24 protein-coding genes and 2 pseudogenes are annotated in these 26022 nt (G+C 56.2%); 12 read left to right on the forward strand and 14 right to left on the reverse strand.

Features of this window, described 5'->3' with window-relative positions:
* From ACS4RR_RS08175 to ACS4RR_RS08190, 4 genes are all read left to right on the forward strand, one after another.
* Positions 1-1611, forward strand: coding sequence for a right-handed parallel beta-helix repeat-containing protein (locus ACS4RR_RS08175; protein WP_170257262.1), 1611 nt, complete (start codon positions 1-3; stop codon positions 1609-1611).
* 463 nt (positions 1612-2074) lie between these two features.
* Positions 2075-3841, forward strand: a complete 1767-nt coding sequence (locus tag ACS4RR_RS08180; RefSeq protein WP_017965746.1) for a type I secretion system permease/ATPase — start codon at positions 2075-2077, stop codon at positions 3839-3841.
* A 15-nt stretch (positions 3842-3856) separates the two neighbouring features.
* A complete protein-coding gene (locus ACS4RR_RS08185; protein WP_017965745.1) occupies positions 3857-5164 on the forward strand; it encodes an HlyD family type I secretion periplasmic adaptor subunit in 1308 nt (435 codons plus the stop codon).
* Between the two features lie 148 nt (positions 5165-5312).
* On the forward strand, positions 5313-6008 hold the full coding sequence (locus tag ACS4RR_RS08190) for an SGNH/GDSL hydrolase family protein (RefSeq protein WP_170257261.1): 696 nt from the start codon (positions 5313-5315) through the stop codon (positions 6006-6008).
* Positions 6009-6050: 42 nt separating this feature from the next.
* Here ACS4RR_RS08190 and ACS4RR_RS08195 read toward each other — a convergent pair whose 3' ends face one another.
* The 12 genes from ACS4RR_RS08195 to ACS4RR_RS08250 all read right to left on the reverse strand — a co-directional run bounded on the left by ACS4RR_RS08195 (position 6051) and on the right by ACS4RR_RS08250 (position 17315).
* Complete coding sequence (locus ACS4RR_RS08195) at positions 6051-6527, reverse strand: glycosyltransferase (RefSeq protein ID WP_456190139.1); 477 nt, start codon at positions 6525-6527, stop codon at positions 6051-6053.
* Entirely contained in the window at positions 6524-6982 is a 459-nt protein-coding gene (locus ACS4RR_RS08200; protein ID WP_170257259.1) for a glycosyltransferase family protein, read from the reverse strand. Before ACS4RR_RS08200 ends, ACS4RR_RS08195 begins: the two co-directional genes overlap by 4 nt.
* Positions 6983-7191: 209 nt before the next feature.
* Positions 7192-8172, reverse strand: a complete 981-nt coding sequence (locus tag ACS4RR_RS08205) for a glycosyltransferase family A protein (RefSeq protein WP_260296839.1) — start codon at positions 8170-8172, stop codon at positions 7192-7194.
* Positions 8169-9053 carry a glycosyltransferase family 2 protein gene (locus ACS4RR_RS08210; protein WP_260296838.1) on the reverse strand — a complete coding sequence of 295 codons (885 nt, stop codon included), beginning with the start codon at positions 9051-9053 and terminating at the stop codon, positions 8169-8171. Before ACS4RR_RS08210 ends, ACS4RR_RS08205 begins: the two co-directional genes overlap by 4 nt.
* A gap of 24 nt (positions 9054-9077) precedes the next feature.
* Positions 9078-10022, reverse strand: coding sequence for a glycosyltransferase family 2 protein (locus tag ACS4RR_RS08215; RefSeq protein ID WP_456189935.1), 945 nt, complete (start codon positions 10020-10022; stop codon positions 9078-9080).
* 83 nt (positions 10023-10105) lie between these two features.
* On the reverse strand, positions 10106-10927 hold the full coding sequence (locus ACS4RR_RS08220) for a galactosyl transferase (RefSeq protein WP_170257255.1): 822 nt from the start codon (positions 10925-10927) through the stop codon (positions 10106-10108).
* A gap of 11 nt (positions 10928-10938) precedes the next feature.
* Positions 10939-11970 carry a polysaccharide pyruvyl transferase family protein gene (locus ACS4RR_RS08225; RefSeq protein WP_456189936.1) on the reverse strand — a complete coding sequence of 344 codons (1032 nt, stop codon included), beginning with the start codon at positions 11968-11970 and terminating at the stop codon, positions 10939-10941.
* Positions 11971-12000: 30 nt separating this feature from the next.
* A complete protein-coding gene (locus ACS4RR_RS08230; protein ID WP_170257254.1) occupies positions 12001-13503 on the reverse strand; it encodes a lipopolysaccharide biosynthesis protein in 1503 nt (500 codons plus the stop codon).
* 150 nt (positions 13504-13653) lie between these two features.
* The gene (gene pssM / locus ACS4RR_RS08235) at positions 13654-14556 is read right to left on the reverse strand and encodes an exopolysaccharide glucosyl ketal-pyruvate-transferase (RefSeq protein ID WP_064247959.1); all 903 of its coding nucleotides are present in this window, start codon (positions 14554-14556) and stop codon (positions 13654-13656) included.
* Positions 14553-15059 (reverse strand): acyltransferase, encoded by a 507-nt coding sequence (locus ACS4RR_RS08240; RefSeq protein ID WP_170257253.1) that lies wholly within the window; start codon positions 15057-15059, stop codon positions 14553-14555. Before ACS4RR_RS08240 ends, pssM begins: the two co-directional genes overlap by 4 nt.
* Positions 15059-16210, reverse strand: coding sequence for a glycosyltransferase (locus tag ACS4RR_RS08245; protein ID WP_222295655.1), 1152 nt, complete (start codon positions 16208-16210; stop codon positions 15059-15061). Before ACS4RR_RS08245 ends, ACS4RR_RS08240 begins: the two co-directional genes overlap by 1 nt.
* A 31-nt stretch (positions 16211-16241) precedes the next feature.
* Entirely contained in the window at positions 16242-17315 is a 1074-nt protein-coding gene (locus ACS4RR_RS08250) for an endo-1,4-beta-xylanase (RefSeq protein ID WP_222386722.1), read from the reverse strand.
* A 204-nt stretch (positions 17316-17519) separates the two neighbouring features.
* On the opposite strand from ACS4RR_RS08250, the gene ACS4RR_RS08255 reads away from it, so the two are divergent.
* On the forward strand, positions 17520-17894 hold the full coding sequence (locus tag ACS4RR_RS08255; protein ID WP_260298841.1) for a hypothetical protein: 375 nt from the start codon (positions 17520-17522) through the stop codon (positions 17892-17894).
* A gap of 179 nt (positions 17895-18073) precedes the next feature.
* On the opposite strand, the gene ACS4RR_RS08260 is transcribed toward ACS4RR_RS08255, so the two are convergent.
* Positions 18074-18964: a DUF6030 family protein gene (locus tag ACS4RR_RS08260; protein WP_260296836.1), complete on the reverse strand. Its 891-nt coding sequence runs from the start codon at positions 18962-18964 to the stop codon at positions 18074-18076.
* Positions 18965-19203: 239 nt separating this feature from the next.
* Here ACS4RR_RS08260 and ACS4RR_RS08265 point away from each other — a divergent pair.
* From ACS4RR_RS08265 to ACS4RR_RS08295, 7 genes and pseudogenes are all read left to right on the forward strand, one after another.
* Positions 19204-19361: pseudogene (locus tag ACS4RR_RS08265) on the forward strand (class I SAM-dependent methyltransferase); the annotation flags it as partial.
* A 163-nt stretch (positions 19362-19524) separates the two neighbouring features.
* Positions 19525-19950 (forward strand): helix-turn-helix domain-containing protein, encoded by a 426-nt coding sequence (locus tag ACS4RR_RS08270; RefSeq protein ID WP_017965729.1) that lies wholly within the window; start codon positions 19525-19527, stop codon positions 19948-19950.
* 9 nt (positions 19951-19959) lie between these two features.
* Positions 19960-21806, forward strand: a pseudogene (locus ACS4RR_RS08275) (peptide antibiotic resistance protein).
* 20 nt (positions 21807-21826) lie between these two features.
* The gene (locus tag ACS4RR_RS08280) at positions 21827-22039 is read left to right on the forward strand and encodes a hypothetical protein (protein WP_260296834.1); all 213 of its coding nucleotides are present in this window, start codon (positions 21827-21829) and stop codon (positions 22037-22039) included.
* A gap of 42 nt (positions 22040-22081) precedes the next feature.
* The gene (locus ACS4RR_RS08285; RefSeq protein WP_456189937.1) at positions 22082-23275 is read left to right on the forward strand and encodes a YcaO-like family protein; all 1194 of its coding nucleotides are present in this window, start codon (positions 22082-22084) and stop codon (positions 23273-23275) included.
* Entirely contained in the window at positions 23272-23979 is a 708-nt protein-coding gene (locus tag ACS4RR_RS08290; protein ID WP_222386718.1) for a TfuA-like protein, read from the forward strand. The genes ACS4RR_RS08285 and ACS4RR_RS08290 overlap by 4 nt, the downstream gene beginning before the upstream one ends.
* A gap of 103 nt (positions 23980-24082) precedes the next feature.
* The gene (locus ACS4RR_RS08295) at positions 24083-24331 is read left to right on the forward strand and encodes a hypothetical protein (RefSeq protein WP_064247947.1); all 249 of its coding nucleotides are present in this window, start codon (positions 24083-24085) and stop codon (positions 24329-24331) included.
* 371 nt (positions 24332-24702) lie between these two features.
* Here ACS4RR_RS08295 and ACS4RR_RS08300 read toward each other — a convergent pair whose 3' ends face one another.
* On the reverse strand, positions 24703-24909 hold the full coding sequence (locus ACS4RR_RS08300; protein WP_004676311.1) for a hypothetical protein: 207 nt from the start codon (positions 24907-24909) through the stop codon (positions 24703-24705).
* Positions 24910-26022: the final 1113 nt, after the last annotated feature.

Consider the following 26022-nt stretch of genomic DNA (forward strand, 5'->3'; position numbering starts at 1 on the left):
GTGACCGTCTACTATGTAAATTCGGCAACGGGATCCAATCAGAATAGTGGGATGAGCGAGCAGTCGGCTTTCGCGACGCTTTCCGCAGTCGAATCCTTGAGGTTAAAGCCGGGAGACAACGTGCTGCTTGCCGCCGGAAGCGTGTTTAACGAACAATTCGACCTGAAATACTCCGGCACTGTCAACTCTCCGATTACCATTGGTAGTTACGGCGTTGGCGATGCGCCGGTCATTCACAGTAGCAATGACGGCATCCACGGATCGAAAGCGTCAAACATCATTGTGGAGAACATCAAGATTGCTGATACCGGCGGTGGGGCGATATATGCGGGAAATGTCTCTAACTGGATCGTCCGCAACGTCGAGGTCGAAAATACCGGACTTGCCGGCAAGCCCGGTTCCGTCAACTTCCAGAGCAGCCAGAACATTACCATCGAGAACAGCAAGATTTCCGGGGTGAATGGAGACGGCATCTGGATGGATAGGGTGATTGGCGTTACCATCGTCAATAACCTGGTCATTAACAGCCAAGGCGCTGCGGCAGACGCCGTTCAGTTGAACGACAGCAGCAATATCCTGATCAAGGGTAACCACCTGGAGCAAACGGAGACCAACAGCGCAAAGGGCGTTCTGGTGCTTGTTCGGGCTGTAAATGCAGCGGTCGAGGACAACACCGTGGTCGGCGGCGGTTTCGGGATAGGTGCCAACGCGGGCACGAATATCGCCATCCACGACAACGACATCTCGGGATACGGCGGCTATAGTTGGTCCTACGGTATCGGCCTTGGCGATCAGGGCAATGCGACAAACTATGATATCAGTGGAAACTATATCCATGACGGCGTCTGGGGCGTGTCGATCAGCGCTGCAGGTTACCCAAGTTATACACGCATCGATATCGATATTCATGGTAATGTCTTTGACGACCTGTCGTCTTCAGCGCTGAAGGTCGACAGGCCTGCATCCGGCTCTTTTCATGATAATGTCATCGACAGCGTGGTGTCGACGTTGACAATGCCGGTCGCAATTGCCCTCCAGAGCACCTTTTTGATCAACGATAATAAAACGCTGGAGCAAGCGCAGGCCGAACTCGACGCTGCGACTGGCAACACCCCGTCCAACGGTGAGACGCCTACCACACCGGTTGTGGAGCCGCATGTCGAACCGTCAACACCGACGCAGACAAGCACTCCGGCGCCCGCGACTGAAGCGCAGGTTTCCACCGCACCCACCGTCGCCGTTCCCAAGATTGTCGCAGCCCATGACAGCCTGAAGATCTCCACGGATACGGGCAGCGCCTATCATGGCAACCTCCTCGAAAACGATAGCGCAATCAATGGAACCGTGCTGCTTCGTCGCTTCGGTGACAGTGCAGTGGATAAGCATGGCCTGACGCTGACCGGGAAATATGGCGTCATCCATGTGGAGAGCGATGGTGATTACACGTATACGGTCGATGCGGTGAAAATCGCCGGTCTCAGCGGAAAGGTCAGCGAATCCTTCCAATATAAGATTTCTGACGGCGCTTCTCACATCGATACCGACTCGCTCGGCGTTTATATCGATGTGGACGCGTTCCATAGCAGCCAAGCATCGCACCTGCTGGTTTGAATCATGCCAAAAAGAGCGCCGGTCCGCTGTTCAACATCTGAAAGCTTGATGATGAAGGGGTGTCGGCGGTCGAAGGTGCGGATAAAAAAATAGTTCCGCCGTTCAAAGGAAAAATGAACTATAGATTGAATTTAAAGTTAACGCCGGAGTAATCGTCGCACACATGCGCGCGATACGTTCATCTCTCTGCGCCGTTGTTGGGCAATTTGCGATTTTCACTTGCTCAGGTTGGTATATTTAGCGTAGCGTCAAGACAGAATCCCTGAAACCGCTCGTTATAAATTGGAGTTTTTGGCCACTTTTTGGTTGGATTCATGTAATAAGTCGTGGGCTTGCAAGCGGGTCCGGCGCCGGTGTCGGGGTCCAATGCAGTCGTGTCATTGATCGGGCGTGATGGACCCGGAGCTGGAGTGTGCGCCGGCATATTTGCTTTCGTGCGATGCGGTAAGAGAGGGATTATTTCGTGTTTCAGAATTCAGCAGCTGATGTCAGCGAGCCATCCAAAGCATTAAAGAAATGCAAGGGGGGGCTGGTTTTCATCGGAATAGCAAGCGCGCTTATTAATATCCTATACCTTACAAGTTCATTTTTTATGCTTGAGGTGTATGACCGGGTCATCCCTAGTAAAAGTATACCATCGCTGGTTGTCCTGGCAATACTTGCGTTAATGCTTTACTGTTTTCAAGGAGCGTTCGAGGTTCTGCGAAGCAGGATGCTTGTACGTGTTGCCGGTGCGCTTGACGAGATGGTGAACGGACGTGTGTTCCGCGCGCTGATCAAGGCTCCGTTGAAAGTCAAAATCGGCGGAGACGGGCTTCAGCCGTTGCGCGACTTCGACCAGATCAGAACCTTCCTGTCCGGTATGGGGCCGACAGCGATGTTCGATCTGCCCTGGTTGCCGTTCTATATCGTGATCTGCTTCCTCTTTCATCCGGCGATCGGATATATCGCGATCGGTGGATCGCTGGTTCTCGCTATCCTGACGTTCATGACCAATCAGGGAACGCGTACGCTCTCCAAAAAGCAGTCTGACTCCGCCAATATGCGGAATGCCTTCGCGCAGACCTCGATCCGCAACTCCGAGGTTATTCACGCCATGGGTATGGCAGGCACGATGGCCGAAATCTGGGACCGCAAGAACAGTGAATATCGGACGATCACCCGGCAGGCATCGGATGTCGGCAACGGATATGCGACCTTGTCGAAGATTTTCCGTATTGCTCTGCAATCGGGAACGCTCGCGACCGGCGCAATCCTGGTCATTCAAGGGCAGGCCTCTTCGGGAATTATCATCGCGGGCTCGATATTGACCTCGCGCGCCCTGGCGCCTGTCGAAGCGGCGATTGGAAATTGGCGTGGTTTCGTTTCTGCTCAGCAGAGCTGGGCGCGGCTTTCGAGCCTGCTGAAAACCATTCCTGAGATTCCAGCCCCCCTTGCGCTCGCGGCTCCTACCAAGCAAGTCACGGTCGAGGGCTTGGCGAGTGGACCGCCGGCGGGTCAGCGCCTGGTCATCTCCGATATCAGCTTCGGCTTAAGGGCAGGGAGCGCGCTTGGTGTCATTGGTTACAGCGCCTCGGGTAAGTCGTCGCTGGCGCGGGCGATGATGGGTATCTGGCCGACCGTCAGAGGGTCCATTCGTCTCGATGGCGCAGCACTCGACCAGTGGGATGGCGACGCGCTTGGCCGGCATATCGGTTATCTCCCGCAGGATGTGGAGCTTTTCTCGGGGACCGTCGCGCAGAATATCTGCCGTTTCGCGAAGGAGATGTCGCCTGAGACAGTGGTTGCCGCAGCGAGAGCGGCGCGTGTTCACGATCTTATTCTTCGTCTACCGAACGGTTACGAAACCGAAATCGGCGAAGGCGGTGCTGCGCTTTCGGCCGGCCAGAGGCAGCGTATCGCGCTTGCAAGAGCGCTTTACGGCGAGCCATTCCTCGTCGTGCTCGACGAACCGAACTCCAATCTCGATGAAGAAGGCGAGCGGGCGCTGAGTGCCGCGATCATGAGCGTGCGGGCGCGCGGCGGCATTGTCGTTGTCATCGCACATCGGTCAGGCGTTCTGGCAGTCTGCGACTTCGTGCTGATGATGCAGGAAGGCCGTATGATCGCGTTCGGTCCCAAAGAGGAAGTTCTGGCAAGGGTCAGCCGGCCGGAAGCGGCGCGTACGCCGATTGCCGAGCGCGTGGCTCAGCTTAAAGTCGTCGTCGACGGCATAAATGCGGCCGAATAGGCCAGAAGGAAGATTGTGATCAAGGTTATCAGTGAATCGAAACGCTCCCTCAATCGGCATGTTGCCGTCGTCGGTGTGTTGTCGATAGCCCTCGTTTGCGGCATTGGCGGTTGGGCGGCGACGTCAGAGCTGTCGAGCGCAGTCATCGGCGAGGGCGTAATCGTCGTCGACGGCGATGTAAAGAAGATCCAGCACCTGACAGGTGGTATCGTGTCGGAATTGCTGGTCTCGGAAAACGACCATGTGACGGCAGGGCAGGTCCTGATCAGGCTCGATGGGACGACGACCAGAGCGAACCTTTCGATTGTCGAAAGCACGCTCGCTCAGCTTTATGCGCGCCGTGCCCGTCTGAAGGCGGAACGGATCGGCGCCGAATCGTTCGAGGTCGAGGAAAACATCAGCGATCTGACATCCAGCACTTCGGCGCAGAAGCTTCTCGATGGCGAGCAGAAATTGTTCGACAGTCGCAGGACGGCGCTCATCGGAATGAAGAGCCAGCTGGCATCCCGCAAGGATCAACTGGCCGAGCAGGTAAAGGGGTTGGTGGTTCAGATCAACGCCACCAACGATTCCCTGGGCTTGATCGAACAGGAGCTTGAAGGCATTGATACGCTTTACAAGAAAGGCCTCGTCACGCTCCAGCGTTTGAATACGCTCAAGCGCGCCCGCGCCGATCTCCAGGGCAACAGCGGCCAGGAAATCGCAGCTAAGGCGGAGGCCGAAGGTAAGGCAATCGAGATCGATCGCCAGTCGATCCAGCTGGATGAGGATCGTCGTTCGGAAATTGCAAAGGACCTGACCGACGTCGAGGCGCAGATCGCCGAATATGAAGAGCGCCGCGGAACCGCAGTCGATCAGCTGCACCGTCTCGACATTACCGCACCGTTGACTGGGCGAGTTCACGAACTTTCGGTTCACACCGTCAATGGTGTTATCGATCCCGGTCAGACGTTGATGCTCGTCGTTCCCGAAAATAACGAACTTACGGTCGAGGCGAAAGTCGCCACCCGCGATATTGATCAGGTTCACGTCGGCCAGTCCGTCGATGTGCGTTTCAGCGCTTTCGATCAACGCACGACGCCTGATGTGAGCGGTGAGATTACCTCAATCGCCCCTGATATCGTCAAGGATGAGCGCACGGGCATCAGCTACTATCCCCTGCGCGTCAAGCCGAAAGCTGAAAGCATTGCCAAATTGAAGACGATAAAGCTCTATCCCGGCATGCCGGCCGAGGTCTTCATCAAGATCGGCGACCGGACCGTGATATCCTATCTGACGAAGCCGCTGACCGATCAGATGCAACACGTATTTCGCCAGGAGTGATTGGCGGCTGTTTCGGGTCGTTAGGAGCCTTACATCTCAAAGCAGCCGGTATCATCCGCCAGGCTGAGGTTGGATAGTTTCGCCTTGCTCGAATGGGCATGAGCGGCCATTTCACCAAATTGTCTCAAGCCTGCTGCAAGGTCTCCCCATGATGTGTTTGCTGCCTTGGCGAGGGGCGCCGACTGAGAAGCGATCGGCTTATGGATTGGTTCTGTTTCTGGCGTGTCTGGTAATGTTTTCAGCGGTCAAAAACGGCCATGCCGATGGCGCTCAGCCGCTGAAAATAGTGGCTTTCGGCACATCCTTAACGGCTCGCGGGGGATGGCAGCCCGCTCTCGAGACAAGGCTTGCAGCCTGCCTGCAAAGGCCCGTGAAAGTCGAGAGTGTTGCAAAGAGCGGCGAGACGTCATTATGGGCCCTTACCCAAGTTGATCGCGTGGTTGCCGCGCAGCCGGATATCATCCTAATTGAACTCTACGCCAATGATGCAACATTGCATCGATTCGTGTCGCTTGCTCAAAGCCGAAAGAATATCGGCGACATTCTCGACCAGCTCCAGCAGCGCCTGCCGCAAGCGCGGATCATCGTCATGGCCATGAATCCGTTTTCAGGATTGCGTGGGCTGATCCGCCCCTTCGTCAATAGTTATGTCTCTGCACATCAGGCGGAGGCGGAAAAACGTGGTCTGGAGTTTGTCGACCACCGGGCCAACTGGGAGCGTCTTACACCGGATGACCTGGCCACGGCAATTCCCGACGGCGTGCATCCTCAGCCCGATATGGCCTCCAAAATCATCGCGCCTGAACTCGTCAAACATATCGCCGGCAACAATTGCGGAGAGTGAAAAGATTTCTCAAATCCGTCACAGATTTTAGCGGCTTCCAGGTCAGACGGCCGCAATATAGGTTTTCAAGTAGGTGACCAGCGAAGCCCGGCCGGCCTCCGACAGATCTTCGTGAGACGGGCTATCCAGCTCTTCAAGCAGATAGTTCCTGAGATCGTCATCGGTATGTGCGACGTAGATACCCGGTCGGCCTGCGAGCTGGCCGACCGTGGCAAGCTGATGATCGTTTCGGTGCTCGCCGAGCGCCGCCTGTCGGGGAACGAGAATGATCGGCTTCCCAAAACGCTTGGCCGTGAGCACTGTACCAATTCCCGCATGAGAGACGATGACCGTTGCATCGCGAAAAACGTTATCGAAGTCCTTAGGCTCGATATTCTTGATCCATTTCATATTCTGTGGCGTGTAACTGCCTCTGCCGATCTGCGCCAGAACCGGTTTGGACAGTTCCTTTGCAAAGGTGTCGACAGACCTGACGAGGCGATCAAACGGCAGCTGTGTTCCGACGGTGACAAGGATCAAAGGACAGCTCCAGCGTAATGGGGGCCATCCGGCCGCGACAGATGTTGCCATTGCGTGAGCCAGAGCGTCGCAATATGGCCGGCCAATTTACCCGATAGGGACAGCTTCTCGACATTGGCGACGCTATCGATCCAGATCGTCCGCTTGCCCGTCAATTTGCCAGCAAGCAGGCAAAAAAGCCCGGGCGCCGCACCGGTCGAGATAATGACGTCTGGCCTCTGCTTGATGACGATGGAGAAGGCGCTGAAAAAGCACCGGATCGACATGGTAATCGAGTCGCGGCTGCAATCGGGAAGGACCAGTCCGTCCCGAATGTCGTATTTTGCAAGCAGTCCCGGGATGGTCGTCGCAAAGACGATATCGCAGCCCTCGAATGCACCGCGCATCGCCATCAGCTGCTCCCAGTGGCCGCCTCCCGACGAGGCAGCGAGAACCTTCAATTTTTTCTCAGCCATAGACAGGCATCTCCTATATTTGACCGATGAAAGCGCGAAAAACCATTCGGTTCGAATAGCGGCTGTGTCACGATAGTTCAGTAGAAGTGTAGCATTTTTGGCCCGGTTGGTTGAAGCCTTGAAGTTCATGGACAGTCAATCACTCATGAGTTTTCATCGGGAAGATAATAAGGGTCAGAACTCTTCCAAGGGCGCTCTTGCAAACAATATCAGAGAGCGGCATTGGGCTTGTATTCCTGATATGCATGTCCAAGAATTCCATTAACCATGCCCGCACCGCGCAGAACATGGGTGAGGGCTCGCATGCCCCAATAGGGCGAAATCAAGATCGCCGGCAGCATGAGCAGTCCAAGCACGACTCTCGTGGCGCCATAGGCCGCGCGATAGATCCGGCGCTTGAGGTTGCCATGCAGGACCTCGCTGACTGCGAAGGTATTGCCGAGCCGGTATTGTCTTTGCAATACCCATTTCCACGTCATCCGACTGGCAGGAACGATATCATGGACAAGCGCCTTATCAGCCCAGAAAACCTGCATGCCACGGCGAATGGCCTGATTGAAGAACAGATAATCCGTGCCCCCGGTGAAGCGCATCTTCTCTTCAAAACGCAGATTCCATGAGCGGATCAGGGGATAGTCGAACATGACGTTGTTCGAGGCGGCATAAGAAATGCGTTGGCCGTCTTTGTTCTTCTTGCGCTCGAACACCCTTGCCTTGATGAAATATTCCGGCGGGTTTTCGGGATAGACCGGTTGGACGGGGCCATAGACGCAATCGGCGCGGTTTTTCTCTCTTGTCTCCAGCATCGCGTCCAGCCAGCCGTCGACCGGCCATTCATCATCGTCGAGAAAGCAGAAGAGGTCGGTGCCGAGGGGCGCTGAATCCAACGCGCGATTGCGCGCAAAGGGTATGCCCTGGTTTTGTTCGATGACGTAGATCAGGTCGTAGGCACCTGTCTGGCCGAAACCCTCCACTGTGGCCTTTGCGCTGCCGGCCGCATCATTATCCACGATCACCATAGTGAGATGATAGAGGCGATCCGGATGCCTGACCTGGCGCGTCATCACGTCGAGCAGCTTGGCGATCCCGTCGAGGCGTCGATAGGTCAGCACGCCGACGGCGATATTCAGCGGTGCGCTGCCTGCTTCCGTGCCGACGGATGAATGCGGAAAAGTCTGTTGCTGACTCATGACTGTCCTCTCCGCAGCATATTTCCCAAACGTTTGCGCGCCGCCATCAAGGCCACTTCGGTCGCGGCAGCATCGCCGAACGGACCGCCGGCCACCGTGTTGCGAGCTTCGCTCCGGAGCTTCAGAAGCGATGTCGTTTCGGCAATTCCGCCGGCCACGAGGCTTTTGCCGAGTGCCTGCAGCCCGTCATAGCGGCGTGCCAGCTCCAGCCCAGTCGCGATCATGATCCGCGGGCGCAGCGTCTTTGCCCTGCTTGTGCCCGTGTAGCGGTTCGACTCATGAATGCGCTGAAACGTCAGCGGTGTTTCGACGATCGCGCCGCGGCCGAGAAAGGCAGCAGCAAACTTGATATAATTGTCGCTGAGGACGACGTCTGTTGCAACGGACATCGGCAGGATCTGGGACAGCAGGTGGCGGCGGAAGCTCAAGCCCGATGTCGGAACCGGAAGTGAGGGAAAGCCGCCCCTGCGAAGCGTGTCCCGCTTGTCGAACAGTCTCACTTGCAGCGTTGCAGGCGGCAGGTCGCTTTCCTCGGTCGTCACCCGATCGAAGCACCAGTCGATCTCATTGCGATCGTAGATCTCGGCGATACGAGCAAGTTTGCCGGGCAGAAACCCATCATCGGCATCGAGGAGAAAGAGGATATCGCCGCTTGCCGCCGCAAAGCCCGCATTGAAGCTCGAGGCCTGGCCACCATTTTCCTTCAATACCGTCAGGATCTGCTCGCCGTAAGAGGCAAGGATCTGGCGGGAATCGTCGGTCGATCCGTCATCGACCACCACCACTTCGAAGTCGGGGTAGGCCTGCGACAACACACTGTCGATGCATGGACGCAAAAAGCGACCGTAATTGAAATTATTGATGAGCACCGAGAGTTTCAAACTACCGCCTCCTGGGCCAATCGATCACCGGGCTAGTGTCTGGGGCGCATACCGGCGAATTCCAGCACGATATCCACGCATGTAGTAATATTTCCAGATAGCCCAGAAACGCTTCTTCGATTGCGGCAGGAGATAAAGCATGGCTGCCCGAAATGCCCATTGCGCGCTTTCGATCCAGATCGGTAGTGGAACTCCGCTTAGCCTCACCCCTTCAGGTATCTCGTCGGGAAAGAGCGCCGGCATGCCATAACCAAGCCGTTCGCCTCGTTTCTGCACCCAATCCTCAGTGACACTTGATGCCGGTATCCAGTGATGAACCACGGCCTCTGCGCATCGATAGGATTTCGCGCCATTCGCTGCGAGACGAATGATGATTTCCGCATCCTCACCCATGGCAAATATCTTCCCTGGAAGAGGACCGATATCTTCGCGGTAACGGACGCTCGTTCCGAGCAACTCTCGCCTAATGATCGTGTTAGGACCCCAGACTTTCGTCGGGTCACAAGGTCCGCTTTGCGTTTCATCGACGATCGCGAAAGTCGAGCCCATGGGAATCCAATCGATAAAGCGGCCCTTCGGCTCCTTTTCCCAGTCGGGGACGATTCTGCCTCCGAACACGCCATAGCCCGGATGCGCGATGGCACAGTCGACGATCGCTTTCAGCCAGTTCGGTTCGGCGCGTATGTCGTCGTCCGTAAAGACGATAAGATCTCCCTTAACTCGATCCAAAGCCAAATTCAGTGCGCCGGACTTTCCCGGTTTGCGCTGCTGCAGGACGGTGATCGGAAGTTTCTCGTTATACGATTTCAAAATCTCAAACGTATCGTCATTGCTATTGTTGTCGACAGCAACCAATTCCCATCGATCATGCGGAAGCTCCTGGCGCACTAAGGAATTCAAAGTATGGCGCAGCCGGCGGCTGGCGCCATTGTAAGATGAGAAGAGCACGCTGACGAAGAGATCCGACATCAGTTACCAACCCTCTTGGTGAAGTCGAAAGAGAAGAGCTTCATATTTTGACCGCCTGTGCGATGTTCGAATGGGATCGGCGCTTACGCGGGGTTCGACCGCGTCTTACCGAAAAACTCGCGCCTGTGACCCTCGCCGACTATCCTCAGCTTACGAAGATTGCGCAACCACCGCCGCGGTTTGGTGAGTACGCCGCGGTTCAGGAAATACTGCCGCAGCAAACTGGGTGCCTGACTGTGCGATCCGCCGTGGGCGACCCGATAGACTGCCCCGCGAAAGGGAAGCTTCGTGAGCGGCGCTCCCCGTTGCGCAAGAATATCCGCTATGCGGACATGGCTGCCCAGCATCGACTTGATCCAGTCCAGCGAAGCATCCTCAAAGCGGGTCGGCAGTTCGTAGAGATCGGCACGAATGATCAACGAGGTACCGCAGAGATGGCTGAAGTCGTCATGGCCAAACAGAAAGTTGCCGCCATCGTCCCAGATATAACCATGGTCGATCGTCCATCCGTTGGCGTCCCGGTTGTCGAATACGTGTTGAACGATCCGCGAGCTGACGAAATCGTCGTCATCGACAATCATGAAGAAGCGACTGTCGGTGGCATTCAGCATGCCGCTCAGAACGCGACGGCCTTTGTCGGCCCGGAAGGCATCAAGGAAGTCTTCTTTGCTGCCCTTTCCAAGTTCATGCAGGTCGTTCGGCGGAAAGGTGACACGCACGGCGGAGAATTTTTCCGGCAGGTCAGGCAGATCGGCGCCTTCGTTTGCCACGATGATGCCGCGCCAGTCTCCGTTGGTCTGGTTGGAAATGGAGGCCACGGTCTGGGTCAGGTTTGCCTTCAGCCTGCTCCAATCGCGGGCATTGTCCTGATGGCGGACCGGGATAATGAAGGTGACAAGTGTCATCGAATGCCCCCTTAAGCCCGCAAGCTTACAGCTTCTTTTTCATCGACACGCCCCTTGGCTGCCTGACCACGCGCCCACTCTATTCCGTCCTCGAGCGAGGTTGCCTTGTATGAAAGGTCGGTTCCGCCGGAGAAAGCATTCATGAAGCGGCGGATCTTTCCATAGCTGTTGTCCAGCACGGCATGCGGACGGCCGAGCAGCAGCGAGCAGATATGGACGTGCAGGCGATCGGTCACGATTGCGCGGGCACGCGAAATCTGACTGATGCCGCGCTCGAAACGGTTGTGTGCCGCAGCGTCCAGTCTGCGCAAGGCAACTTCGCTCGGCTTCAATGCGAGATAGGCCGAAGCTACCCCCAACTTCTTGGCGATATCGACCTTCCGTTTCGACTCGGTAATCCAGTCTTCCACAGGAATATCGGAAGGAATTTTGCGATCGGTACCGCCAACCCGTTCCGCATCCTCCCGCAACATGGCGAGGACGGGAATCTGTGTCGCCCTTTCCGCAAGCGGGCCGATGGCAAAAGCCATATCGGGGCATAGACGTACGGTGCAGTCGAAGTGTTTTTCGGAAAACTCCTTCGATTCTTCGTCGCGCACGAGCAGCACGAAATTCTTGTGGCGCCCGATTGCCCGTTTGGATTGCTCGATGCGCTCAGGCGAACTGTAGTGGATCGACTGCGGGAACTGGATGATCTGCCGATCCGGGAAACGCTCCATGATCGTTTCGCGGAAATCCTGGTGGGCAACCCAGATATCGCCGAAATTGCCGCCGCCGTGAATGAAGATCGGGCCGGTCGGTACGCGCCGTTTCAGTTCGTCGGCGGAGAAGTCGTACAGTCTGGAAACATAGTCCGGGCGCTTGCCGAAGCGATCTTTGAGATAGGCCATCTCACCCAGCCAGATTGCCGAGTCGCCGCAATTGCGGATGTCAGGAAAGTCGAGAATCGCAAGCGGTTCGTCGCGCGAGACATAGTCCTTGAGGCAATCATGGATCATGCCATTGAGTTTTGCGATCAGCTCCGATCTGGATTGGCTGGTCATTCTGCCTCTCTTCTTGATGTTCGTTTCGCTTCAGGCCGACTTGGGTACGGCAATACGTTTGGCTTTTGACAGGAACTTGACAACGATACGCTGAACTTCAGTTTCCGGGCCGTTTGGCTTCTTCATCGCGAGCCAAAGGACAAAGCTGGAACCGACATAGAGGATACCGCCGGTGACGACCATGATGGCCAAGTGAAGGGCCAGCGCCAACTTGTCGGTGGGAGTGTTCAGGACATGCGACAATCCCCAGACGCCGGCAGCCATCACGGCGACACTGGCAAGCGCGCGAAAGTTTGCCGCGAGCTGCTGGAAGAATGGCAGATTGATCAAGCGCTTGACGAGAAGCATGTTGACTACGGTGGAAATCAGGCCCGTCAACACGCGTGCATAAACGACGCCCGGAAGCCCAGCCATCATGAGACCAGCGATGATGATGGGCACGCGGACCACCAGCATCTGCGTGTCGCGGATGAACAGCATCTTGGTATGGCCTTTTGCCATGCCCAGCGGTTGGACGAGCGAACCGAGGGTCTGCAGAGCGAAGACCGATGCGAGCGCCTGTACGATGAAGATGGCGGGAACCCACTTTTCTCCCAAGGCAAGCCGCATCATCGGATCAGCTACCACTGCCATGCCGATTCCGGCCGGAAGCGCCACCGCCGCCAGAAGCGCCTGTGCACGCTGATAGGCTGCGACAAGCCGGACCGGGTCGTTGCGGACCTTCGAAAAGCCTGGGTAAATCGTCTGGTTCAAAGGCGCCGTCGCCTCGCGCGTTGGCAGAGTCGAAAGAGTGTTGCCGACGGTATAATGGCCAAGCTGCGTGGCGCCCAGCATCTTGCCGATTAAAAGATACTCGACCCGCCAGTTCAGCGTGTTGACGATCTGTCCGGCCGTCAGCCAGAGCGAAAACGAAAACAATTCCCGTGCATGCCGGAAGGTTATGCGCGGCCAGAACGGCAGGACGGTATAGGAAACGATGATATTCGTGACCTGATAGGCGAGGGTGCCGACAACGAGCGCCCAGTAACTCTGGTAGATGGCAGCAATTGCCACCGTCACGACGAAGCCGACCAGCTTTTGCGAGACGTTCAGTACGAACTCCTGCCAGAAGATCAGATCACGCTGGAGCATGACGCGGCGTGGATTGGCGAGACCACTCAGGAGCAGGCTGAAACTCAAGGCAAGCATGACGCTTGTCAGCCGAGGCTCGTTGTAAAACTCGGCGATCGGATAGGCACTGGCGGCAAACAGCAGCGCCAATACCGCGCTTCGCGTCACGCTCAATGTCCACACCGCACTGAAGTGAACTTCGCTCGGAGAATCGTGGCGGATAAGCGCCTGATTGAGCGAGAGTTCGGTGACGGAGCTCAAAATGACCTGGATCGTCGTTGCGATAGCAACGAGACCAAAGTCGGCCGGCACGAGATACCAGGCCAGGACAAAGGTGCTGAGTGCGGAAAGCCCGTTGACGATGGCGCGGGACAGACTCAGCCATATGCTACCTTGGATCAGCCGGTCGGTAACACTGCTCATAGATCAATGGCTCCGCACGACGAGGACATCGACCATTTAAGTGGGCTGCACACCCGTCCAAAGTGCTGCTCCCCTTCGTCAGGGCAGAGCGGGTTGATGGAGTTAGAAAGGATCATGCCTATTGCCTCGTCACGAACTCGGTTTGCGACATCACACGACGCTTGCCGTTTTCTTGGAAAAATCTTGCTTCAGTCGGTTTAGCTCAAGCAGCATTCTGTCGTGCGCCTTTATAATAGACTCATCTGTGCTGAGCTGGCCCGGCTTCTCTGCTACCCGCTGCAACGTCTTGACCGTCGACCCAAAGACATAGTTGCCAGTGAGCTGTCGGATGCGGCGGTGGCGGAACGTTATGTTCTTCAAAAGGTAGGTGTTTTTCCGTACCAGCGACGCGCCTGCTTCGACGATATTTGACGGGCCAATCGCGTCGAAGTCGATCTCGAGATCAAGCGCACTTGCCCAATCGTACCACTTGGCTCGATTCCCCGGCGCGATCGGCCGGATAGCCCGCCAGGGAACGCGCAGCGCGTCTGAGATAATACAGCCATGCATCGCCTCGGAGACAACTTTATGCGATGCGCTGATTTCGGTCAGAACCTTTTCCACAGACCAGCGGGGATCGATATAGTGAATCCCTGCGAGCTCGCAGGCCTTATCCCAACTGCCATACATCGCGCTTTCGTAATGCGGCATGAAAGAGACCGGGTAGCGCTTCTCGATGCTTTTCGCATCCCAGCAGCTGCGCGTGAGGATACCCGAATCGCCGATGGCGTAGCTCGGATCGATGCCGAGGATTTCGGCAGTCTTCTTTCCGCGCACGAAATAGAATGTCCAGTTGCGATCGACTTTCGGCGGGTTGGTGTAGCCGCCATAGCCCGAGCCGAAGACAATCTTCTGCATATTCGGGTCGAAATTGTCATAGAGAATCGAACCGATGCCGAGAAAAAGTTGGCTTTCGTCGTCGTCGAAGAAGCCGGGCAGCAGGCGCTCCCAAAGCCAATGGTTCAGTTCGTCGCCAAAATTCTCGTGTTTCCCCCGGTAGGCAAACATCTTCATCGTGCTTCTCCAGTCGGCAAGTGCGTCACGATCTGCGAGACCGTCTCGTCTTCGCGTGCCATGCGTCCGTAACGCGAAATGATCTTGATGTCGCTGCGGATTATCTTTGCCGGATTGCCCGCCACAAGCGAGCGCGGTGGAATGCTCTTGGTCACCACTGAGCCCGAGCCGATGACGCATTCGTCGCCGATCTCGATGCCGGGCAGGATGATGCTGCGGGCGCCGATGAAGCAGCGTTTGCCAATCCTCGTGTGAAGGTAGAGCCCGCGTGTGAGATCGTGGGTCAGAATCGCAGCCTCAAAGGCAACGTAAGTTTCCGCGCCGATATGCAATCCCCTCGGGTTGGTCTTGTCGAAACGCACGCTCAAGGAAAAGCTCGCCGTCGGATCGATATCCATTCCCCAGAATTTCGTATAATAGAGCCACTTGGCCTTCACAAATCCGTTCCGCAGTGGCCGAAATACGTTCAGTCCCCACTTCGGCTTTTTTCCCGTCTGCACCATCAAGTCCGACCCCGGCTGGAAAATTCGTCTAGCACGGAACTGTAATAGTCCTCGAGCGTCCCCGTCTGACGACGTAAGTCGAAGCGCTCGGCCACCAGAAGCGGTGCCCGCGCGCTAAAGGCTGTCCACAGGGTCTGGTCGTTGAGCAGTCTTCCGACCGCGTCCGCCATTCCCGCGACATCCCGCTCCTCCACGAGATAACCAGTTTTCCCCTCTTCGATCGCTTCGCCGACGCCTCCCGAGCGAAATGCGACGACCGGAGTACCGACGGCTTCCGCCTCGAGATTTGCGAGGCCGAAAGCTTCGGCGTGACCATTGTCGAGGGTCACGCTTCCATGGAGATAAAGCTCCGCACTGGCGAGCAGATCTCTTATCTCAGTCTGCGACAGATTTTCATGGATCGTGACGCTTGGCAAGGAACGACGCGCCAGTGCTTCGATTTCCTCCTTCAAGGGACCCTGGCCGACCATGACGAATTCGACGGGGGTGCCGGCGGCGGCCACACGCGAAAGCGCATCGATCATGAAACGATGGCCCTTATAGTCGACGAAGCGGGCAATTGAAACCACGAGCCCTTTTTTTCGGGGGCGGGGTTCCATTTTGAAGAGATCGAGATCGATGCCGATATGATGGCGATAGACGCGTTCGGCTGGAAAGCCGAGGGCCAGCAGCCGGTCGCGGATGAAATCGGAAACGGCGATGTTCCAGCTGTTCCAGCTGGCCATCTCGCTCCGGCCCTTGGCGAAGAAACGCACCTGATTGAAGCCGCCCGGCTTTTTCGGGTCGCCGGAATAGGTGGCATCGAAGCCGTGGAACGTCGTGACGAGCGGCTTGCCGGCGGCCCGGGCCAGCGGGCCAATGACATAGCCGTTCTTACCGAAATGGGCGTGAACGAGATCGGCTTTGCCGATCGCAGGAAAGAGGAAGGGAAGGCCGATCTGCGGGATTTTCAGCAGCAGTTCACCGGCCCGCGCAATGGGAGACCGACGGATGTCATGAACCGGAACAGTGGATTTTTTTGTATGCGCCGAAGAAATTCGCGAGCCGGCAAGAATTTCAGCTTCGAAAGTACGAAACGCTACCGCCTGGTTAAGAACAAATGCCTGGCTGGCAGGCAAAAATTTTTCCACATAAATAACGGCTTTTTTCATGAATCTGTTCGCGTCTCCGTTGTCTTATGCATCACATCGCCTCTATTGCCCGCCGGACACCGTCAACCGCACTTCTTGGCGCATTATTTTCGTCGTAAAGATTAACGCGCTTCGTGCAAGCGGCGGCGGGATCGGCCGCTTTCTCATCGCGCTCGCCGTATTTTTCCGACATGCCCCATACTGTCACGCCTTTCAAGTCGCCATGTTCGGCCGCCACGGTGATCACGTCACTGAAAATATCGGCGTAGGATGCCGGCGTGAGGGCTTTGTCGCGGTTCAGGAAGTGGCAGGACGCATCCAGTTCGGTGATGAAAACGCCGACACCCATGTCCTTCAGCGCCGCGCAGAAGCGCCCCATTCCTTCCGGATCGATCCGGTCGAGACCGGGGCGGAAATGCGCCTGCAGCCCCACCGCATTGATCGGCGTTTTTTTTGCCACGAGATCCTCGACGATTTTCAAGATGTGCGCGCGCTTCTGTTCGAACACGTCTGATTTTTTCTCCAGATGCGTTTCGTTGAGTACCAGCGTTGCGTCGGGATTGGCCTGGTGCGCCATGTCGAAACTCATACGAATATAATCGTCGCCAAGAAGGCGTCGGAAAACACAATCCCGCAGATCCGGTGCATCATACTCCAACGGTTCGTTGACCACATCCCAAGCATCGATCGAGTTCTTATAGCGAGTGACAACCTGTTTTATATGACGGTTCATCGCCGCCTGAATAGTCTTCGCGTCCGTGATATCAGACACCCAGCCCGGGACGCGATACCAGATCAGCGTATGGCCATAAACCTTCATGTTGTTTTTGCGTGCAAATGCAACCATGCGGTCGGCACTGCCGAAGCTGAAAACACCTGGTCTCTTTTCCGTCGCATTCCACTTCAGCTCGTTTCGCGGCGTTATCGAATTGACGTTGTCGATGTAGATCTCGGAAGCGATTGGATCGTTGATGTTTTGCAGGTCGATTGCCGATCCGAATCGGAACGACTTCTTGTCGGCAAGGGCGCGTAACCCTGCAGCGGCAGGCACCTGTGCCAAGGCCTGGCCTGCACGAACATATAACAGAGCGAGCGGAAGCGAGGCGAGGAAACGTCTTCTATTCATTCTATCTCTCTCTGTTAGCTTTTTCATGTCCGCAGTGGAATTTGAAGGACCGAGCTCGTCGGCACCGATCCGCCAGGGGATTCGCGTTCAATTCAGCAGGCTAATGCAACCTCAAATATACTTTTCCGGCACGGGATATTGTCAGTGTCTGCTAGACTTTTCAGCATGCTCCAAAATATAGACCGTCGGGGGAGGGCGCCGGTGATGGAAGATTGGTCTAGCTATCTGAGGAGCTATTTTTATATGGCATTTCAAAATGCCGTTTTTTTTATGGCGACTGTTCGAAACCATCTATCTCTTCTCGATGACCGGCAGTTCGCTGCCCTTGTTCTCGGCATCATCGGCGTCATTTTCCTCCCGTTCGCAGTTATCGTCAGAATGTCGTGGCGGCTGCGTCGATCGGAGATCGTCATTCGCTCGCTGAACGATGACCTTGCGCAAATCACACAGGACCTCAATGCCGAGCGTGTCTGGCGCCTGGCGGGTGGGGACAGCACCGAACGGCCGAGTGCGGACAGTTTGAAAGAGCTCTACAAGATTCTGGCCAGACATCGTGACGATGTAAGTCACATGGCGTGATGGGCCGGTGCTTGGGGTGAAACCAGAAATCGACAACATGGTCGCCTTTCTCCAGGTCGCGAGGATGCTCTATCTCTTTGTTTTCGCGCAAGCCCTGTGAAATCGTTGCACAGTTTTGCTGATGCGAGGATTGAAAGAGCTAAAGCGTCCTTTGTGCGTCTGAAACGACGCACGGGGTTCTAATGCGGGTGTTGCCGACTTTCTGCCGGGGCCTCGGCATCGGGAGGCCTGGAAACTGCTTCCGGTTGTGGGCTGTCGGTCTCGACCGCGGGGTCCGGCAATGGCAGCCATATTCTGCCGGAAAAATAATTTCTCGTTCTCTTCTGAGCTCCTGAAGTCGCATCCAGCGAGAGTGTGAAATTGTAATTCCCGGGATTGAGCACCTCGCGGGTGAAGCTGATGCTGGCTCCGAATCCGTCTTCCTTGATGTCCCTCAGATTCTTGATCGCGTTCAGGGTCTCGTGAAAATCGAGCCACTGCGGTTGTCGCAGCATGATTTCGAAAATTCTCAGAATGCCGGGATCGAGCTGGCCATTTCGATCAGTCTCGGGATTGATGATTTTCACGCGCATATTGTTGATCGTGCCGGCGGCGTTGCCGCGAACGATGACGAAAATGGACTTTGGGAGCTGATCCTTTTCCCGCTTGCCGCTCTGCTCGAAAAAGCACTCGAACGTATCGGCGTTGAAGCTCGCCGGTGCCCAATCGCTAGTCTCGATGCCGGCATTGTGCAGTGCCGCACACATCGCGGCGCCGGATATCCGCCATGTCCGTAGAAAAGTCGACGCGGCCTCTACCATCGGCGGTTCGATGGCATGCAAGGGAAGCTTAAAGCTGGCAGGGGGCATCGGGCGGGGAAGGGGTTTGGGTGGAGGCGGCCTCACCTCATGGGGAAAAAGATCGAAGCCAAAATAATGGCTGACTGTCTTTAAGTGTTTCATGTCGTTGGAAAGCAGCACCGTCCCCATGACCAGTGAGAGGGAAATCGCCAGCAGCAACCAGAAGACCACGGGAATCCGCGGTTTTCCCACCGGCTGTTTCGCATATGCGGACGACGAATTATCGGGCAAGCTTGTCTTCTCCGGCGCGCGAGAAGGGTTTCGATCGGGCTGGCTAGAGCATTTCCGTTTTTCTCCAAGCCACGGAACCCTCTATCTTTTTGTTTTTGCGCAACTCCGGACACAAACCGCTGCGCACTTTTGCTGGAATTGCTCTAGATCCAGCATATACATTCAGCCGTTAAATATCTTTGGCTTCGTGTCGGCAATTGGGCACCTTTGTGCCTCGTCATCAGGAAGGCGCGCTGCATATTTTGGATACCGGCTTCGACAATGTTCGTTTGAATATGTTGGAAGGATTGCCGTTTTCGCCAAGTCGATGATCGCTGTTGCGCAAAAGCCTCTTAGACACGGCGTCGGAGCGGCGCTCGTTTCGAACGGGATTCGTCTGCTGCGACGTGCGCGATAGCAGCACCGCGCCAAATGGCACCCCGTTGCAATAATCCACAAGTTGTTTTTACTGTGTGCACGGCTGAAAAAAACCCTTACGAAATATTTACTTTTAGTTGCATTCTTGCTTAAACTCTCCATTATACAGCTGGGCGTGCTGATAACGCGGGAGACTAATTCACATGAAGGCTAAATCGCCGAATTCGATCGACGTCTATGTTGGCAACCGCGTGAGAGTTCGGCGGAAGACGCTCGGGATGACCCAGAACGGCTTGGCCGAACTTCTCGGCATTACCTTCCAGCAGATCCAGAAATACGAAAAAGGAACGAATAGAATAGGCGCCAGCCGCCTTCAGCGCATATCCGAGATTCTTCGCGTGCCCGTCGGCTTTTTCTTCGAGAACGGCGGCGCCGGACCAATCGAGGGCGAGACGAGCGAATTGAACAAGTTTTTGTCCTCGAAGGAGGGGCTGGCGCTCAACAAGGCATTCATCGCCATCGAGGACCCGAATATCAGGCAAAAGCTGGTTGCGTTGGCCAAAAGCCTGGCAGCCGCGGGGTTGCCTGAAAGCGACAGTGAGTTGCACGATTCGGTTGTGAACAGCTGAGGACGGATCGTGCTCCATCTGCAGACATTCGGCGATCTGCGGTTGATCGAGACGAATGGCGACCCGGTTCGTTATCCGATCAAGGGCCTGTTGATGATGGCCCATCTCTATGCCGGCGCGGACCATGAACTCAGCCGTTATGAATTGGCTCAGTTTCTATGGAACGACGTCGAAGCTGACCTGGCGCGGCTCAATCTGCGCAAACTGCTTTCCCGCATCCGCGATACAGACGGCGGACGCGCGGAAATGCCCTTTGATTTCACCGCCACCACGGTTCGTCTCGACACGCAGGCGGTTTCTAGCGATCTGGATATCTTTCGCACAGGCGGTTCGCCGCTGGAGCGGCTGAACGCGATCGCCGAACTGACCCAGCGCGGCTTCATCGGAAATATCAAACCAGCGACAAAGCTGATAGAAGCGTGGATCAGGGCGCAACGGGACGCTCAGGCGCTGCAGTTGCGGCAGGCACTGCTGGATGCGCTGCCGGACGCGCAAAAGCCCGGCGCGGCGCGCACCATTTCCAGCGCCGCCCTGCAGATCCTCGAACGGGATCCGAATGACGAGCAGGTCAGAGCCTTGCTGCACCGGCTATCCGGCGGTTCGTCCCTCAATGAGAGATTGCCGAACGGCGACGACCATGCCCGGGTACAGGTGAAGCGGTCAGAGGCCGGTGGTCAGACAGCTGCCGACATCGAACGTATATCGCCGATACCGCTGATCTTGCCTCGCCTGGTGCTGCTTCCTCCGACATCGAAACATGTCGATGCCGGACTTGCGCTTGCCAACGCCCTGATCGAAGACGTTACAATCGAACTCTGCGCGCTACGAAACATTTCCATCGTCGCGCCGCATACGGCCGGCCAGATCCGCCGCGATTCGAGAAGGCTGCCGTGGTCGCGCGTCATTCGATCGCCTATCTTCTGGATACGAGGCTTTCCGAAGAGGGATTATTCGCCCAGCTGGTTTACTTTCCCACGGACGAGATTATCTGGGCCAATCGCTTTGCGATGACGCCCGATATATTGCCACGGCAAAGACGGTTGATCGCGCAGCAACTGACCTTATCGGTGGCAAGCGAGCTGGCTGAAAACGAGGAAGAGCGACTACGCTTCGAAGCCAACCCGAAAGCTTATCATTCCTATCTCGTCGGCTCGAGCCTGATGAGCAGGTTGACGTTGCCGCATATCCGCCGGGCAAGGAAGGCATTCAAGCAATCCCTGTTGCATAAGCTGGATTTTTCTCCGTCATTTACCGGGCTGGCCAGGACCTTCACCAGCGAGTGGCTCGTGACGGCGCAGGGAAACAACGAGCTGCTGCATCTGGCCGAGCAGAATGCCCTTCGGGCCATCGAGCGGGATCCAGAATCGGCGGCGGGTCATCGCGAGCTTGGCGTCACCAAACTCTATCTCGGCGATGTCGATGCCAGTGTCGCCGCACTTCATCTGGCGGAAGAACTCAGCCCGCATTTTGCCGATGTCATCTACAGCCATGCCGACACGCTGGTCCATGCATCCCGCCCGGGCGATGCGCTCGCCAAGATCAAAAAGGCGATTTCGCTCAATCCGATTGCGCCTGACGCCTATCTCTGGTGTGCTGCGGGAGCGAGTTTCTTCCTAGAACAATACGAGGAGGCCATCGCCTATGTCGAGGCGATGAAAGACAAAGCGCCGGCCCATCGCATTGCTGCGGCCAGTTGCGCAATGATCGGCGATCGAAAACGGGCGCTTTTCCATCGGCAACGGGTCGCAAGCATCAACCCGGCCTTCGACGTCGAGAAATGGCTTGCCATCGTTCCCTTCAAAGAGCATTGGCAAAAAGAGCTGTATCGGGAGGGCCTATTGAAGGCCGGTTTTTAACAATAGATTAGGGGCATTACATGGCGAAAGCTGTCATTGTAGGTATACCCGGAGAGGCGGATCTTTGGCTTGCCGATCTCGGCGCAGGTGCGGTCAAGCCTCTCAATCCGATGGGGGATTTGGCGACCGCGAACGACCTGCGCAAAGCCGGCGGCACATTTGTGAAGGGCGTCGACCTTGCCGTTGCCGTCTCGTCGGCGCAGGTTGCCCTCTCCGGTCACGTCGACGGCTGAGCCGGCATTCTGACGGATCGGTCCATATATTCCGACAGGATCATGTCGCCGCGAGAAACCCTTTCCCGTGTCGAACCTCTTTTGGCCGGGTTCGGCATTACCAGGGTTGCGCGACATACCGGACTGGACGACATCGGAATCCCCGTCTGGTGCGCATATGCCCCGAATTCCCGCTCGATCGTGATTGCCCAGGGAAAGGGCCTGACCGATATTGACGCCAAAGTATCCACTATCATGGAAGCCCTCGAACGGGCGGTTGCCGGCGAACCCGCCGTCGATCTCGTCCACGGCACCTCTTCCCGTCTGCAGGCGATGGGATGCAAGACCGACACGCTGAACTGCCTGACCGCTCTTCATAAACCCGATCTTGGACCGGACGAGGAGACGGAATGGGTTGCCGGCATCGATGTCCTCACCGGCGAGGAGGTCTATGTCCCCTTTGAAGCGGTGGTGCTCGACCGCACGCGTGACGCGCGATACTGGATGTCTTCAGACGGCCTGGCGTCGGGAAACAATGCCGAGGAGGCGATCTTTCATGGCGTTCTGGAGCGTATCGAGCGTGACGCCCATGTGCTGTGGCAGGTGGGCGCGGAAGCGGATCGTTATGCCGGCTGCGTCGATCCCCGCGGCTTCCAGGACGTCGCTTTGGACGGGCTGATCGACAAGATCGAAACATCGGGATTGGCGCTCAGGCTCTTCGATATCACCAGCGACATCGCAATCCCCTGTTTCACCGCCATGCTGGGTCCTGGGGATGCCGTGCTTGGTTCCCGGGACCTTCACGGAAACAGGGACATTCGCCTCGTCGAGGTGACCGGCGGCACCGGCGCTCACCCGTCTCCCGTGCGCGCGGCCATTCGGGCGGTGACGGAAGCCGTGCAATCTCGGTTGACCTATATCAGCGGAGCCCGCGACGATATCTCTCCCGCAACTTTCTCACGATCCTTGCCGCCGCTGATGCGGCAGGCCTTCGCTGCGGTTGCTGCACCGCCGGCTGCCGCCATCGGCCTTGATGCGGTTGCCAGACATTGGCAGCAGGATCTGGCCCGCTTGCTGCAGCATGTGCTTGACCAGCTACGCGGCAGGCGGATCGCTTCGGTGATCGCCGTGCGCCTCAGCGACGACACGCTTCCCTTCAGTGTCGTCAAGATTGTCATTCCCGAGCTCGAAAATCCGGAGGGGGAGCGTGCCCAGCGGTTCGGAACAAGGGCGCTTGCCAGGGCAATAGGGTTTTGAAGATCATTTTCGCAGGTCCCAGTCTTCCCGATGCGGCGTCGCTTGCCGGCGAGGGGATATGCGTCCTGCCGCCTGCGACGCAGGGCGATGTCTTGGCGGCGGTGGAACAGGGCGCCAATGTCATCGGCCTGATCGACGGCGGCTTCGAATATACCGCACCAGTCTGGCACAAGGAAATTCTCCATGCTCTTTCGCTGGGCGTCGCGGTTCTCGGGGCGGCAAGCATGGGTGCGTTGCGCGCTGCCGAATGCCATCCGTTCGGCATGATCGGGATCGGGCGCATTTTCGAAGACTATCGCATCGGCCGGCTGGTCGACGATGCCGCGGTTGCACTCACTCACGCGCCGAGCGCGCTGGGCAGCAAGCCGCTCACGATACCGCTCGTCAATGTCAGCGCAACGCTCGATGTGATGGAGGATAGCGGACTGCTGGAAAGTCGGTTGCGCCAACAGCTGGAGGATGCCGCAGGCGCTATCTTCTTCAAGAAGCGAACTTGGCGGGCGGTCGTCGAGCAATGTGCAGGGCTGGCCGAGCAGCATCGTCCGCACCTGATGGCGGCACTTTTGTCGAATGCCGTCGACCAGAAACGCATCGATGCCTTGGAATTGTTGAAAGCCGTGCAGGACGTTCGCGATATTCGGTCGAATGCCGATCTGCCCTGGAAACTGCGCCAAACTTCATTCCGCACGCGCCCTGCATTGTGAATCGGAGCCGGCAATAGTCACCGAGGGTTGTGTCACGCTTTTTTCACGGGGTGGATCACGTCTAGGCGCGTATCATTCCTTCAATTCATTGGAGAAATGGGACATGGGCGTGACATCGGTTGGAAAGGTAGAAGCAGACCAAGGGGCGGAAGACGGTCTGGAAGAGCTCGTCGCATTGGCGCGGATGATCGCCTATGCGCGACAGGTCGCCCAGGATGTCAAACTGCCGTTCGCGACGAATTGCCTCGACCTTGCGCTCGAGGCAGTGAAGCAGGAGGTCGGGGAGGGCTTGACCAGGGAATTGGCTGAATTGAGCTCCCCGGTTCCGCAAGTGAGCGTCAGAAGCCACTAGACCGGCATGCGTCCGATCGGACGCGCTGGAACGCTCTACCACTTCAAATCCATGCATAACCCCCGAAATCAGCATCGATTTCCGGGGTTATGCATATGTTGGTGTCCGGTGAGCGGTCAATCGAAATCCATTCTGTGAGCTGGCGCGAATTATAGATTGGGAGAAGCCCGGTTCGTTCAGGGCCGGACGCATGCGCTGTTGAGTGTGGTTGGACGGTTTATTCAAACGCTGTTCGACATCATCGCTCGGATGGTTTCGGCGCAATCCGTAAACGATTCCGTTGACGTTGCCTCCGGGCAGAAAAGCGGCGGCGATTTTGGGTCACGCACATCGTGCGGACGATCGGCCGATTGACGGCCGATCCATTGACCTCAATGGGTCAAATTGCGCTTCTGGGCCAGCAGTAAAATGTAATCGTCGGCAATGTCTGCGATGGCCATTGCGACTTCCGCTGGATCGCATCCCTCGACCTTCGTATTTGCAATGAACTGATAGACCGCCTTTTCGATCTGCTTCCGGCAGATCATCACGCGCTCATCGTAACCAAATTCCGGAATCTGCGATGCCATATCACTCATCAGGTCGGCTCCCTCGCTACTTACAGTGACCATGACACAAATTATAAGTTGAGCAAGCAAATGCTTTATGAAGGGTTAATTCGCGGGCGAGGTGCGACCATTTCGACACAGGTCGGGGCCTCTGATGTAATGAATCAGGACCGTCCAACTTCGTCCAAGCATATCAGTTGTTTCGTATTAGGCGGCTCGCCTAGAGGATAGGCATTTCTTACGCCGCGGGTTTTGCATCGGTATTTCCGTTGGCAAGTACAGCCCCATATGCCGGCCTTTGAAATGACAGACCGAATGCCGTTGGGCTGAATTGGCCGGTCTTATATAATATCGTTATGTATCAGAATGTTAATGTTTCGTGCGGCGATGTTGAATTGCATCGGCAACTTTCCCACGCGCGACCAGCCCAGGACTATTGGGGCCATCGGCCGTAACAACATCACCAGTGTGCCGGCAGGTTGTCCGATCGTTGGGAACCGGGGGGAGGAAAATAGCTTTCGGGAGATTTCCAGCCCTCGCGCGAAACCTGAACGCCGATGCTTATGAAATGAAGGAACTAATTAAACTGGCAACAATAATTGGGTATAACAAAAAAATTTATCAAAAGGTAAAATTTATGACTTTCAGATAATGGTTGTATTTAGATGCCAATGGTGAGGCGGTTAAAGTTATATCAAGAAATAATCAGAGGATGCATTTCCTAATAGCGGCATCGATACTTATTAATTTCTATTGAAAAGCAATATCAACTTTATGAGGGATTGCTCCGTCTCCGAAATTTCACTGCAGATCCCAAAATATCGCGCGCTCAATTGAAATTTTGATCGAAGTATTAAGCAGGAGAGCCGGCACTTCGACCGTCACCTGCCGATGATGCGAGATTTTCTCATCAAGCCGATCTCAACAGCGTAATATCGTCGTCCGAAGTAAGATCTATCTATGCTGATGCAGTGTTAATGGCGATTGCATTTGTGCAACCGGTCGAGAAGGAAAGTTGAGGACCCGCCGGGGTGGTTGGCGGGTCCTCCAGCCGGAATGCTTGCACAGTACGTAGGTATGATTGCAGTTAAAATCGAGATTGTCGAAGATTATTATTGGGGTAGTTCTTCTTTCTGTAGGTTA

Origin of the sequence: Rhizobium zaerense (assembly GCF_051810725.1) — a bacterium.
Taxonomy (GTDB): domain Bacteria; phylum Pseudomonadota; class Alphaproteobacteria; order Rhizobiales; family Rhizobiaceae; genus Rhizobium; species Rhizobium leguminosarum_I.

Coding starts and splice junctions, on each gene's coding strand:
- ACS4RR_RS08190 (WP_170257261.1), top strand. CDS start 5,313: ATGATGTGTTTGCTGCCTTGGCGAGGGGCGCCGACTGAGAAGCGATCG.
- ACS4RR_RS08200 (WP_170257259.1), bottom strand. CDS start 6,982: ATGGCTGAGAAAAAATTGAAGGTTCTCGCTGCCTCGTCGGGAGGCGGC.
- ACS4RR_RS08205 (WP_260296839.1), bottom strand. CDS start 8,172: ATGAGTCAGCAACAGACTTTTCCGCATTCATCCGTCGGCACGGAAGCA.
- ACS4RR_RS08215 (WP_456189935.1), bottom strand. CDS start 10,022: ATGTCGGATCTCTTCGTCAGCGTGCTCTTCTCATCTTACAATGGCGCC.
- ACS4RR_RS08220 (WP_170257255.1), bottom strand. CDS start 10,927: ATGACACTTGTCACCTTCATTATCCCGGTCCGCCATCAGGACAATGCC.
- ACS4RR_RS08225 (WP_456189936.1), bottom strand. CDS start 11,970: ATGACCAGCCAATCCAGATCGGAGCTGATCGCAAAACTCAATGGCATG.
- ACS4RR_RS08230 (WP_170257254.1), bottom strand. CDS start 13,503: ATGAGCAGTGTTACCGACCGGCTGATCCAAGGTAGCATATGGCTGAGT.
- pssM (WP_064247959.1), bottom strand. CDS start 14,556: ATGAAGATGTTTGCCTACCGGGGGAAACACGAGAATTTTGGCGACGAA.
- ACS4RR_RS08240 (WP_170257253.1), bottom strand. CDS start 15,059: ATGGTGCAGACGGGAAAAAAGCCGAAGTGGGGACTGAACGTATTTCGG.
- ACS4RR_RS08245 (WP_222295655.1), bottom strand. CDS start 16,210: ATGAAAAAAGCCGTTATTTATGTGGAAAAATTTTTGCCTGCCAGCCAG.
- ACS4RR_RS08250 (WP_222386722.1), bottom strand. CDS start 17,315: ATGAATAGAAGACGTTTCCTCGCCTCGCTTCCGCTCGCTCTGTTATAT.
- ACS4RR_RS08255 (WP_260298841.1), top strand. CDS start 17,520: ATGGAAGATTGGTCTAGCTATCTGAGGAGCTATTTTTATATGGCATTT.
- ACS4RR_RS08270 (WP_017965729.1), top strand. CDS start 19,525: ATGAAGGCTAAATCGCCGAATTCGATCGACGTCTATGTTGGCAACCGC.
- ACS4RR_RS08280 (WP_260296834.1), top strand. CDS start 21,827: ATGGCGAAAGCTGTCATTGTAGGTATACCCGGAGAGGCGGATCTTTGG.
- ACS4RR_RS08285 (WP_456189937.1), top strand. CDS start 22,082: ATGTCGCCGCGAGAAACCCTTTCCCGTGTCGAACCTCTTTTGGCCGGG.
- ACS4RR_RS08295 (WP_064247947.1), top strand. CDS start 24,083: ATGGGCGTGACATCGGTTGGAAAGGTAGAAGCAGACCAAGGGGCGGAA.
- ACS4RR_RS08300 (WP_004676311.1), bottom strand. CDS start 24,909: ATGAGTGATATGGCATCGCAGATTCCGGAATTTGGTTACGATGAGCGC.